Origin of the sequence: Flavobacterium sp., from assembly GCF_024710485.1 — a bacterium.
Taxonomy (GTDB): Bacteria; Bacteroidota; Bacteroidia; order Flavobacteriales; family Flavobacteriaceae; genus Flavobacterium.
In genome coordinates this window covers 19,997-32,116 of record NZ_JANJUQ010000015.1, presented here as the reverse complement: position 1 = coordinate 32,116, position 12,120 = coordinate 19,997, and the positions used below count along the sequence as shown (strand labels likewise).

Genomic DNA, 12,120 nt, shown 5'->3' with positions numbered 1-12,120 from the left:
GAAATTATCCTTGTGATGCAGCACTTTTATTGGCCGCACTGCTGTCTTTAGCAGCGGGTTTTAGAAGACTGTTGTTTTTGTTAACATTGATTAAAGTATCTTTTACCGGATTTTTAATGTAGCGGTTGTATTCTGGGTTTAAGTCTCTGGCCAAAATTCTGGTTTCTAAATCTTTACGGGTTATTTTTCCCCTAATGTATTTTTCAATCATCAAACTGGCAATCGGTCCGGCAATGGTAGCACCATAACCGCCGTTTTCAACCAATATGGCAATGGCAATTTTCGGATTGTCTTTGGGAGCAAAAGCTACGAAAATCGAGTGGTCTTTTAATTGAACCCTTTTTCCTTCAATGATAGCAAAGTTCTCTGCCGTTCCTGTTTTACCGCAAATGTCAATGCCTTCTACTTTTAAACTGCTGGCAGTACCAAAATTATACACATCAAACAATCCGCTAACCATCGTTTCGAAGTGGTCTTTGTCTACCGTAGTTACGTGTTTTGTTCTGAATTTTTTGTCGATTACCTCTCCTTTGATCTTCTTGATGATATGAGGTGTGTAATAATAGCCTCGGTTCGCTACTGTGGCCATCATATTGGCCAATTGAATCGGAGTCATCAAAACTTCTCCTTGCCCAATAGCATTAGATACAATGGTCTTACTACTCCAACGCCAACCCGGATAAATCTTTTTATAGGTTTTAGAATTAGGAATATTCCCTTTTCTTCCGGTCGGTAAATCATAACCCATAAATTCTCCTAAACCAAAAGTTTTCAAATGCTTACTCCAAACATCAACGCCTACAGAAGCATTGCCGAATTTGTCCAAAGTACGCATGTATGAAGTAGAAAAGAAAGTATTACAAGATTCATAAATACCGCGATGCAATTGAACAATCCCTCCGTGACAGTGACATCGCATGAATCTACCCGGAGCAAAACTAAAACCGTGATTACAGGAGACAGAAGTGTTTAAGTCGATAGCACCTTCTTGCAAAGCAATCAAACCGGTTAAGATTTTAAATGGCGAACCCGGCGGATATTGTGCTAATAATCCTCTGTCGTATAAGGGTTTGGCAATAGAATCGTGATACAACATGGTGTAGTTTTTGGAACGCTGTCTTCCAACTAAAATTGCCGGGTCATAAGATGGTGCAGTTACCAAAGCTAATATTTCTCCGGTTTTAGGTTCGATGGCCACAATACCGCCACGTTTGTTAATCATCAACTCTTCTCCGTATTGTTGCAAAACCGCGTCGATGGTTAAGGTGATGTCTTTTCCTTGTTCGGCAATGGTGTCAAATCGACCTTCCTTGTACGAACCGATTTCACGGTTGTATTTGTCGCGCTGGATATATTTTACACCTTTAATACCACGCAAAATTTCTTCATAACTTTCTTCAACACCTTGTTTACCAATCAAATCTCCGCTTTTGTAATACTTGTTCTTTTCAATGATACCTTCGTTTACTTGAGTGATAAAACCAAAGATATTGGCGCCAACACTCACTTGATAATCGCGCAAAGAACGTTTCTGAATGTAAAAGCCACTGAAGTTACGTTGTACTTCCTGAAAGGCGGCGTATTCTTTTTTGTTCAATTGCGCTAAAAACAAAGATGGAAGTCTCGGACTGTACACTTTGGCTTTGGCAATTTTTTTCAGAAATTCTTCTTTGGTAATATTGAGTAACTGACAAAACTCCACAGTATCAATATCCTTGACATCTTTAGGGATTACCATGATGTCATATGAAGGCTGATTTGCTACCAGAAGCTTTCCGTTTCTGTCGTAAATGTAACCTCTCTCAGGGTATTCGTATTTAATCTTGATGGCATTATTGTCTGATTTCAGTTTGAGTGAATCATCGATAATCTGTAAATAAAACAAACGCAATACTAATAAAGCAGTAGCCACTAAAATGATGGTTGGCAATAAAACTTTTCTCATCGTTTACTTGGCTTTATAATGTAGATTATTATAATACAAGTGATAAGGGTAAAGATAGTACTCAAAAAAGTACGCATTAAGATTTCCCAAAGGAAACTCAATTTGAATACTTCCAGTAAAAACATAATAGAGTGATGTAACACTACGGCAATCAATAGAAATGAAAAGCGTTCCGGTGTAATAACATCGTTGAGTTTTACCGTTTGGTATTCATAACTCAAACCGAAAGAGAATTTAAAAATAGCCGGTCTGAAATAAGCTAAAGTAATGCAAGCCGCCGCATGAACACCGCCCGAATTGCAAAACATATCCATTAACAGGCCTAAGAAAAAGCTTGCTGCCAGAAGTCCGGTTTTATTTCCGTTTACCGGGAACAAGATGATGAATAAAATATATGGGAACGGATTGATAAACCCGAATAAATCAATTCGGTTAAAAATCAGTACCTGTGCCAAAAGCAACAAGATGAAACGGGCGATATTTCCAAGTAAAGCACTATTCATCTTTTTTGGTTTGTTTTTCTAAATTGGTTATTTCTTCGGCATCCTTATTTTTAATGATGTAAACATGACCGAGATTTGTCATGTCGTTAAATAGTTTAACTTGAATTACATAAAAGTTGGTGTCTTCTTCAATATACACTTTGTCAATGGTGCCAATGCCAATGTTCTCCGGGAAAATAATAGATTGTCCACCGGTTACAATAGTGTCACCTTTTCTAACACTAGCCAATCGCGGAACGTCAATTAATTGCACAAATCCGGTACTTTTCCCGTTCCAAACTAAAGATCCGAAGTGATTCGATTTTTTGAGTTTGGCATTGATTTGCGATTTTACATTCAGTATACTGATGATAGTAGCGTAATTTTTCGAGGTTTTATCAACTATACCCACAATTCCGGCACTGTTGATGACACCCATATTGCGCTTGATGCCCGAAGCGGAACCGTTGTTAATGGTCAGGTAATTTTCGAAAACACTGTAAGAATTATGGATGACTTTTGATACAATGATGTCCGTTTTTTTAACGCCTTTGATGGAGTCAACTTCCGGTAATTTGGTAGTGTCTTTTTGGTTGAATAACAACGATTTTAATCGGGCGTTTTCTAAAGCCAATTCTTCGTTTTGCGATTTCAGATTGAAATACTCGTTTATGTTGTTCACCCTTTCATAAATACCGCCGGTAAAGAAATTTGCCGAACTGATGATTTTGCTTTTGTGATAAGAATGCGACTGAATAGTTAGTGAAAGCGATATGACCAAAAGCAGCAAAAACAGTAAGCGATTACTGTTTTTTAAAATAAAATTAACTATTTGCTGCATCTTTTTCTAGGCTTCAGTGTTCAGTATTGAGTCTTGAGTATTCGGTTAGTAACCGATACTATTTAATAAGTATGCTTCTGAATTTCGGGATGTTTTTAAGTGCCATTCCGGTACCGCGAACTACGGCTCTTAAAGGATCTTCGGCAATATAAACCGGTAAATCTGTTTTTTGAGAAATACGCTTGTCCAAACCTCTTAACATCGAACCTCCACCGGCTAAGTAAATACCGGTATTGTAAATATCGGCCGCTAATTCCGGCGGTGTTTGAGATAAGGTTTCCATAATCGCATCTTCGATACGTTGGATAGATTTATCTAAAGCTTTGGCGATTTCTCTGAACGATACTTCAACTTGTTTCGGTTTTCCGGTTAACAAGTCACGACCTTGTACCGACATATCATCCGGTGGTGTTTCTAAATCGTCAGTAGCTGCTCCGATAGTAATTTTGATTTTCTCAGCAGTACTTTCTCCTACAAATAAATTGTGTTGGGTTCTCATGTAGTACACAATATCGTTAGTGAAAACGTCACCGGCAATTTTAACCGATTTGTCACAAACAATACCGCCCAAAGCAATTACCGCAATTTCTGTAGTTCCACCACCAATATCTACAATCATATTTCCTTTCGGCTGCATAATGTCGATACCGATACCGATAGCTGCTGCCATAGGTTCGTGAATCAAATAAACTTCTTTACCGTTTACGCGTTCACACGATTCCTTTACTGCGCGCATTTCTACTTCTGTAATTCCGGAAGGAATACAAACCACCATGCGCAAAGCCGGCGTAAACATTTTTTTCTTCAGGGCCGGTATGCTTTTGATAAACATACTGATCATTTTTTCCGAAGCGTCGAAATCAGCGATAACCCCATCTTTCAACGGACGTATGGTTTTGATGTTTTCATGGGTTTTACCTTGCATCATATTGGCTTCTTTTCCAACCGCAATGATTTTACCTGATATTCGATCGCGTGCTACAATTGACGGACTGTCAATTACAACTTTGTCGTTATGAATAATCAGCGTATTGGCTGTACCAAGGTCAATAGCAATATCCTCGGTCATGAAATCAAAAAATCCCATAAGTCTTTTAAGGGTTTAAATGTTTATATAAAATTTTAACGCACAAAGTTAAACAAATTAATGTTTAAAATGACGTGTTCCTGTAAATACCATTGCAACTTTATTTTCGTTGCAAAAATTAATGCTCAACTCGTCTTTTATAGAACCTCCGGGTTGAATAACTGCCGTGATTCCTGCGTTGTGAGCGATTTCTACACAATCCGGAAACGGGAAAAAAGCATCACTGGCCATTACTGCTCCGTTCAAATCAAATCCGAAAGTGTTGGCTTTTTCAATGGCTTGTTTCAAAGCGTCAACTCTGGAAGTTTGTCCTGTGCCCGATGCTACTAATGTACTGTTTTTTGCTAACACTATTGTATTCGACTTGGTATTTTTGCAAATTTTTGAAGCAAAAAGCAAATCTTCAATTTCTTGTTCGGTCGGCTTAGTATTAGTAACGTAAGTTAGGTGCGATTTATTGTCCGTAATATTATTTCTTTCTTGTACTAAAACGCCGTTCAAACAAGTTCTGACGTTAGTTTGCGGCAAAGCCGTTTCTTTTAAAACCAAAATAATTCTGTTTTTCTTTTCAGAAAGGATGGCGATGGCTTTCTCGTCAAAACTTTGCGCAATCACTACTTCACAGAACAAACTGTTGATTTCGTTGGCGGTAGCCTCGTCTATATTGCCATTGGCAATCAATACACCACCAAAAGCTGAAGTCGGATCGCCTGCTAAAGCCGCTAAATACGCTTCTTTCATGGTGCTTCTCGTGGCCAAACCGCAAGCATTGTTGTGCTTTAGTATAGCGAAAGTCGGTTCGTTTTCTTTGAATTCTAAAATCAGATTCACCGCGGCATCTACATCTAACAAATTGTTGTATGACAATTCTTTGCCGTGTAATTTGGTAAACATAGCGTCGAAATCGCCAAAGAAAAATCCTTTTTGGTGCGGATTTTCTCCGTAACGCAACACTTGTCCTTTTTGCTCACTGATTTTCAACACGACTTCTTCGTTGTTTTGATTGAAATAATTGAATATGGCTGAATCGTAGTGCGAAGAAACATTGAATGCTTTAGTGGCTAAGGTTCGTCTTTGCTCCAAAGTAGTAGCGCCGTTTTGTGTGGTTAACAAATCGAATAAAAATCCGTACTCATTTACCGAAGCCACAATAACAGTGTCTTTAAAATTTTTGGCAGCAGCGCGAATCAATGAAATCCCGCCGATGTCTATTTTTTCTATAATTTCAGCTTCACTTGCTCCGGAAGCTACTGTTTTTTCGAAGGGATATAAGTCAACTATCACCAAATCAATTTGAGGAATTTGGTATTCAATCATTTGTTGGGCATCACTTTCATTGTCCTGACGGTTCAAAATACCGCCAAATACTTTAGGATGTAAGGTTTTTACGCGACCGCCTAAGATAGAAGGATAGGAGGTGACGTCTTCCACCGGAACTACAGGAATACCCAATTGGTTGATAAATTCTTCCGTTCCCCCGGTAGAATAAATAGTGACGTTTTGTTCGTGTAGTTTGCGAACAATCGGCTCCATACCTTCTTTGGAAAAGACTGAGATTAAGGCCGATTGGATTTTTTTTGTTGTGTTCATGTGCGTTGTGTTGTGTGTGTAAAAAAGTTGTTTCTTATAAGACCGCAAAAGTAGTTTTTTTAAAAGCAATATTCAAGTTTGAGGTGTAACAATCTGTTGTTTTTTGACACAAATAAAGCGAAACAAAAAATAATAGGGATTTCCATTAATTTTATGGAAATTTACCATTAGATAAATCAACTCTATGCTACTCTATTTAAGACTGCTCAAAGAAAGTTTTGCTTTTGCCATGAATGCATTGCGAAACAATAAACTCCGAACCATGCTTTCTTTGTTGGGCGTTACCATCGGGATATTTTCCATTATTGCGGTTTTAGCAGCAGTTGATTCGTTAGACCAAAAGATCCAAAACGATTTGAGTACTTTGGATAAAAACACTATCTATTTAACAAGTCAGTCTTTTGGTCCGACCGAAGTGCCGCGTTGGAAAAGAGAGCAATTCCCAAATGTGACTTTCGAAGAATACCAATACATGAAAACAGCGATGAAGAATGTGGAGAACTCCTGTTTTCAGTACTTTACCGTGGGTCAGAATATCACTTTTGAATCGAGAACTTCCGAAGCCGTTAATATGGTGGCGGTTACCGCAGAATTTGTAGACATTCAGCGATTGGAGTTTTCGGAAGGACGCTTTTTTAACGAAGCCGAGTCCTATTCCGGAAAGCAAGTGGTGGTTTTAGGATATGATATTGCCCAAAATTTATTCGACGGTTTTAGTCCGATAGGAAAAACGGTTAGAATGTACGGTCAGAAGTTTACCGTTATCGGCGTCACTAAAAAGAAAGGAAGTTCCGGAATCGACATAGGTGGAGGCGATGATACTTCTGCATTTTTACCGGCTACTTTTTTGAGAAAAATTTATGGCGATAACAACCAGCAAGTTTTGCCCGTAATTGTAATCAAGCCAGAAAAAGGAACCGATATTCCTGCTTTGAAAAGTGATATTTCTCAGAAACTACGCAATTACAGAGGTGTCAAACAAGGCGATATTGACAATTTCTTCATCAACATTCTATCGGGTTTGACCGATATGATTGACGGACTTTTGGGCAGTTTAAGAGTGGGTGGTATTATCATCAGCATCTTTTCGTTTTTAGTCGGCGGTTTTGGAATAGCCAACATTATGTTCGTTTCTGTAAAAGAAAGAACCAATCTTATCGGTATTCAAAAATCGCTCGGTGCCAAAAATAAATTCATCTTGTTCCAGTTTTTATTCGAAGCGATTATCCTTTGTTTGATTGGTGGCGCTATTGGTTTGTTGATTGTTTGGTTGTTAGCCATGTTGCTCACCAATATTCTCGATTTCGAGTTTGTGCTGAGCTTCTCCAATATACTTATCGGAACGAGTTTGTCCGTTATCGTAGGTCTCATTTCCGGAATTTTACCAGCTATTTCTGCTTCTAAATTAGATCCTGTAGAAGCCATCCGCAGCGGAATGTAAGCAAGTTGGCTTAAGTTTAATACCATAAAAAAAGGCACAAAATGTAAAACTTTGTGCCTTTTGCTTTTCGAGTAAACCGATTGTTATCGGATATCTTGATTCAAAATCAAATCGATGTACAAATTGATTTTGTTTTTCAATTCTTTTCGGTGAGCGATGAAATCCAAGAAGCCATGCTCTAAAACGAATTCAGCGGTTTGGAAACCTTCCGGTAAATCTTTTCCGGTAGTATCGCGCACTACACGCGGTCCGGCAAAACCAATCAAAGCACCCGGCTCCGAAATATTGATGTCGCCTAACATAGCGTATGAAGCTGTTGTTCCTCCTGTAGTAGGATCGGTACATAACGAGATGTACGGAATTTTAGCTTCAGCCAATTGAGCTAATTTAGCCGATGTTTTGGCCAACTGCATCAACGAGTAAGCAGCTTCCATCATACGAGCACCACCCGATTTCGAAATCATGACAAACGGCGTGTTGTGTTTGATGGCATAGTCTATACCACGAGCGATTTTTTCACCCACTACTGCACCCATAGAACCACCGATAAAGGCGAAATCCATACAACAAACTACCAAGTCTTTTCCTTTGGATTTACCAACGCCGGTGCGAACCGCATCTTTCAATCCGGTTTTGTCAATGGCGTCTTTTAAACGATCCGAATACTTTTTAGTATCTACAAAGTTCAAAGGATCTTTGGAAGTCATTTTAGCATCCAACTCTTTGAATTCGTTGTTGTCAAACAAAATTTCAAAGTATTCTTTACTGCCGATTCTCACGTGAAAATCATCTTCCGGACTTACCCATAAATTTTTGGCTAATTCCTCTTGATCGATAATTTTTCCGGTAGGTGATTTGTACCAAAGTCCTTTAGGGACGTCTTTTTTATTTTCCGTAGGTGTTTGAATCCCTTTTTCTGTTCTTTTAAACCAAGCCATAATTAAGTTAGAAGTTAGAAGTTGGAAGTTAGAAGTAATCAATCTTCTATTCCAACACTATATTATTACTATTCTGTTTTTTCTACTTCGTACTTTGTACATTGTACTCCGTACTTTATAATGTGTTTACGTTATTTAAGTCGGCAAAAGCTTGCTCTAATCGTTTGTTGAAAGTCACTTCTCCTTCACGAATCCATTTTCTCGGATCGTAATGTTTTTTGTTAGGAGAGTCAGCACCTTCAGGACTTCCGATTTGGGTTCTTAAATAATCAATTTTTGAAGTCATGTAATCTCTGATACCTTCGGTGAAAGCGAATTGTAAATCGGTATCGATATTCATTTTAATTACTCCATAAGAAATTGCTTCTCTTATTTCTTCCAAAGTCGAGCCTGACCCGCCGTGGAATACAAAATCAACAGGATTGTGTCCGGTGTTGAATTTATTTTGAACGAAATCTTGTGAGTTTTTCAAGATTTTCGGAGTCAATTTTACATTGCCCGGTTTGTACACGCCGTGAACATTTCCGAAAGCAGCCGCAATGGTAAACTTAGGCGATACTTTCATTAATTCTTCGTAGGCGTAAGCTACTTCCTCCGGTTGGGTGTATAATTTTGAGCTGTCTACATCGGAATTGTCAACACCGTCTTCTTCTCCGCCGGTAATTCCTAATTCGATTTCCAAAGTCATTCCCATTTTGCTCATACGAGCCAAGTATTCCTTACAGATTTCTATGTTTTCGTGTAATGGTTCTTCCGACAAGTCAATCATGTGAGAAGAGTACAATGGTTTTCCGGTTTCGGCAAAGTGTTTTTCGGAAGCGTCTAACAAACCGTCAATCCAAGGCAAAAGTTTTTTGGCGCAGTGGTCTGTATGTAAAATTACAGTGGCACCGTAAGCTTCGGCTAAAGTATGGATGTGTTTGGCTCCGGCAACTGCTCCGGCAATGGCTGCTTTTTCTCCTTCATTTGAAAGTCCTTTTCCGGCATTAAATTGCGCTCCTCCGTTTGAAAACTGAATGATAACGGGTGCTTTTAGTTTAGCAGCCGTTTCTAAAACACCATTAATGGTGCTGGAACCGATAACATTAACAGCGGGTAAAGCAAATCCTTTTTCTTTAGCGTAGTTGAAAATTGCTTGAACTTCGTCTCCGGTAGCTACTCCGGGTTTGATATTGTGAGCCATTGTTTTGTGTCGTTTTTAAGTTAAGGGTACAAAAATAATAATTTCTGATTTTAGAAAGGGTAATTTATTCCAATATTTAAAACCGATTTGTCGAAGCGCATTTCTTTCAACCATTTGTCTCTCACAAACTCGGAAGGATTATAGGTTTTGAATCCTAAATCCAATCGGACGATGAAGAAATTAAAATCGTAGCGGAAGCCGAAACCACTGCCAACGGCAATATTTTCAAGTGATTTAAAGCCTTCAAAGATGGCTGCTTCGTTTTTAGAATTGTCTAATACGTTCCAAATGTTTCCGATATCGGTGAAAAGCGCACCATTGAGTTGTTGGAAAATATTGAATCGGAATTCGGCACTGAAAGCCAATTTCATATTAGCTTCGTTAAAATCCAAGAAACTACCGCTGGCGCCCGGTCCTAAACTGTAAGATTGCCAAGCTCTGTTGTCGTTGGTTCCTCCGGCAAAATAACTTCGAGAGAACGGCACGTCATCCGAGTTGCCGTAAGGAACTGCAATTCCGGCGAAGATTTTAGTAGCGAACACTTTTTTGCGACTCAAATCCCAGTGTTTGATGTATTCAAATTCGCCTTTGAGGTATTGGGAAAATTCGACATCCAGAAAAGTATTGGCCCCGTTTTGGTTTTGTAATTGTTTGGAAGCTCTGGCTAAAAGTGACAACAAGTTTCCGGCCGATTCTATTTTGGCTTTGAAGGCATAAAATTCATTGTCTAAAAGATCTTTTTTCGAAGTTTTAGTGAACGAAATATTGGAGGCGAAGATCAGGTTGTTTTCAATTAATCTTTGTCTTCTTTCCACAATGCTTAAAATCGATTTGGCATCATTTAAACTGACCGGAACAGTAGCATTGGAAACATCTTGTAAAAAGTTGAGTACACCGTTTTCAATAATCAGATTGCCGTTTTCGTTGAAATATGTCGGGTCAACACCGGGATAACTTTGCGCTATTTCATTAACTGTATTGTAAGACGATTGGTAAATGTTGAAATAATTGGACGGATTTAGGTTTTTTACAAACTGAATATTGACTAAGTCCAGCTTAAAGTTAGTGTTTCTTTTTGGGGTCCAATTGTAAGTTAGCGAACTGGTAAAGTTTTGTTTGTCGAGTCCGATATTGGTCTGTTTGGCATAACCCACGCTCAATGTAGTGAACGGAATCATGGTTTTCGGAATAATTTTATCAGTTTTGAACGGCAAGAAAATCCGCGGAAAATTCAGCTTGGCATCCACCCCGATTTCCGAAATATTAAAGAAGGTATTGTTCGGATTGGCTAAATCTTTAGAGGAGCCAATATTGCCTCTGAAACCAATTTCAAAAGTTTCGGCACCGTTAAATACATTTCGGATACCTAAAAAAGTACTACCTGTAATACCGAAATCCTGAATGTTCGAATGGGTAAAATCGGTCGAAAAACCAAATGTGTATTTCTTTCTCGGCGTCAGATAAACATTGGCAATTAAACTGTTTTTTTGGGTTTTGTCTTCTACATACTGAATCAGCGGATAGTTAAATACTTTTAGGTTGCTCAAATAGCGCGACGTAATAGACGACCTGAAGTCGGAGAAGTAATTTCCTTTGGTGACAAAAATACCGTCTGTAATGGCTTTTGGTCTGTATTTTAGTTTGTTGGTGCTATACAGTGTAAAATCGTTATACACTAAACTATCTTTTATTGGCGCATTTACGTTGGTCGGACTGTGATCGGTAAAAATGTTAACCTTGCTGATTTTGTACAACTCGAATGGCTGCGTCTTTAAACTGTCTTCTACGCGGATGGATTCGTTTTCAATCACCAAATCAACGTTGGCAATGTGTGTCTTTTTTAAAGTATCGATATCAAAAGTGACATAGTTTTGTTGGAATCGGAAAGCACCGTTGTTTCGGAAATCTTCGGTAATTCTTTTGCGTTCTTCGTCAAAAACAGCCGTTTCAAATTTCAGTTTCGATTTGAGTAAAGAATTGCGTTTTCTGGACTGGTAAATAGAATCGAGGGCCGGACTGGAGATAAAGGTTTTGAGGCTGTCGATGATGTAAGGTTTGCCGGTTTTGATGTCGTAGCGCAACTTCACTTTTTTCTTGTCGATGCTGTCTATTTTGTATTGCGTAGTAACATCGAAATACCCACGATTGAAAAAATAAGAGCGCAATCTTTTCAACGATCTTCTCGTGCTGCTGGTGTCCAATATTACCGGTGCTTCACCTGTTTTTCTTAAAAAATTATCTACGCCTGAATAGAGGAAAGATTCTCCCAATCGCTTCACTTGTTTTTTCGATAGCCATTTGGCTTTGCGGTAATAGCGTTTCGGATTTTGAATCATTTTGGCTTTGAAAAGCGAATCTGATTTGGGTTGGGCTAAATTGTAAATGTTCAAACGAAGCGGAAAACCTAAAATAGCACTGTTTTGTTTTTGGTACAACTGATTGAAGACTTCTTCAGCATTGTCTTTCTTGTCGTCAATATAAATGTTGTTTTTGGTGAGCAAGCTTTTGCCGTCGGGAACTCTTTTGGTCGAGTTGCAACCAAAGATAATTAGTCCAATTAGAATAAATAGTGATATTTTTGCGAGACTCTTTTTCAAGCGGTGTAAATATTTA

At 38.6% G+C, this 12,120-nt stretch carries 9 protein-coding genes; 1 reads left to right on the top strand and 8 read right to left on the bottom strand.

Annotated features, from left to right (window positions below; genetic code table 11):
* Positions 1 to 4: 4 nt before the first annotated feature.
* The 5 genes from mrdA to purH are packed head-to-tail and all read right to left on the bottom strand — an operon-like array spanning position 5 to position 5,945.
* Positions 5 to 1,945, bottom strand: coding sequence for a penicillin-binding protein 2 (gene mrdA / locus Q0M21_RS03165; protein WP_295334627.1), 1,941 nt, complete (start codon positions 1,943 to 1,945; stop codon positions 5 to 7).
* On the bottom strand, positions 1,942 to 2,448 hold the full coding sequence (locus tag Q0M21_RS03160) for a rod shape-determining protein MreD (protein WP_295334624.1): 507 nt from the start codon (positions 2,446 to 2,448) through the stop codon (positions 1,942 to 1,944). Before Q0M21_RS03160 ends, mrdA begins: the two co-directional genes overlap by 4 nt.
* Positions 2,441 to 3,268, bottom strand: a complete 828-nt coding sequence (gene mreC, locus Q0M21_RS03155) for a rod shape-determining protein MreC (protein WP_295334621.1) — start codon at positions 3,266 to 3,268, stop codon at positions 2,441 to 2,443. The genes Q0M21_RS03160 and mreC overlap by 8 nt, the downstream gene beginning before the upstream one ends.
* Positions 3,269 to 3,326: 58 nt before the next feature.
* Entirely contained in the window at positions 3,327 to 4,355 is a 1,029-nt protein-coding gene (locus Q0M21_RS03150) for a rod shape-determining protein (RefSeq protein WP_290872724.1), read from the bottom strand.
* A gap of 57 nt (positions 4,356 to 4,412) precedes the next feature.
* Positions 4,413 to 5,945, bottom strand: a complete 1,533-nt coding sequence (gene purH / locus Q0M21_RS03145; protein WP_295334616.1) for a bifunctional phosphoribosylaminoimidazolecarboxamide formyltransferase/IMP cyclohydrolase — start codon at positions 5,943 to 5,945, stop codon at positions 4,413 to 4,415.
* 184 nt (positions 5,946 to 6,129) lie between these two features.
* Here purH and Q0M21_RS03140 point away from each other — a divergent pair, with 184 nt between their 5' ends.
* Positions 6,130 to 7,386: an ABC transporter permease gene (locus Q0M21_RS03140; RefSeq protein WP_295334613.1), complete on the top strand. Its 1,257-nt coding sequence runs from the start codon at positions 6,130 to 6,132 to the stop codon at positions 7,384 to 7,386.
* An 83-nt stretch (positions 7,387 to 7,469) separates the two neighbouring features.
* Here the strand turns inward: Q0M21_RS03140 and accD are convergent, their stop codons facing one another.
* The 3 genes from accD to Q0M21_RS03125 form a co-directional block, all read right to left on the bottom strand.
* Positions 7,470 to 8,324 (bottom strand): acetyl-CoA carboxylase, carboxyltransferase subunit beta, encoded by an 855-nt coding sequence (gene accD / locus Q0M21_RS03135; protein WP_295334610.1) that lies wholly within the window; start codon positions 8,322 to 8,324, stop codon positions 7,470 to 7,472.
* 115 nt (positions 8,325 to 8,439) lie between these two features.
* Positions 8,440 to 9,507 carry a class II fructose-bisphosphate aldolase gene (gene fbaA, locus Q0M21_RS03130; protein WP_295334608.1) on the bottom strand — a complete coding sequence of 356 codons (1,068 nt, stop codon included), beginning with the start codon at positions 9,505 to 9,507 and terminating at the stop codon, positions 8,440 to 8,442.
* Between the two features lie 50 nt (positions 9,508 to 9,557).
* Positions 9,558 to 12,104 (bottom strand): BamA/TamA family outer membrane protein, encoded by a 2,547-nt coding sequence (locus tag Q0M21_RS03125; protein ID WP_295334605.1) that lies wholly within the window; start codon positions 12,102 to 12,104, stop codon positions 9,558 to 9,560.
* Positions 12,105 to 12,120 lie beyond the last annotated feature (16 nt).

Coding starts and splice junctions, on each gene's coding strand:
- mrdA (WP_295334627.1), bottom strand. CDS start 1,945: ATGAGAAAAGTTTTATTGCCAACCATCATTTTAGTGGCTACTGCTTTA.
- Q0M21_RS03160 (WP_295334624.1), bottom strand. CDS start 2,448: ATGAATAGTGCTTTACTTGGAAATATCGCCCGTTTCATCTTGTTGCTT.
- mreC (WP_295334621.1), bottom strand. CDS start 3,268: ATGCAGCAAATAGTTAATTTTATTTTAAAAAACAGTAATCGCTTACTG.
- Q0M21_RS03150 (WP_290872724.1), bottom strand. CDS start 4,355: ATGGGATTTTTTGATTTCATGACCGAGGATATTGCTATTGACCTTGGT.
- purH (WP_295334616.1), bottom strand. CDS start 5,945: ATGAACACAACAAAAAAAATCCAATCGGCCTTAATCTCAGTCTTTTCC.
- Q0M21_RS03140 (WP_295334613.1), top strand. CDS start 6,130: ATGCTACTCTATTTAAGACTGCTCAAAGAAAGTTTTGCTTTTGCCATG.
- accD (WP_295334610.1), bottom strand. CDS start 8,324: ATGGCTTGGTTTAAAAGAACAGAAAAAGGGATTCAAACACCTACGGAA.
- fbaA (WP_295334608.1), bottom strand. CDS start 9,507: ATGGCTCACAATATCAAACCCGGAGTAGCTACCGGAGACGAAGTTCAA.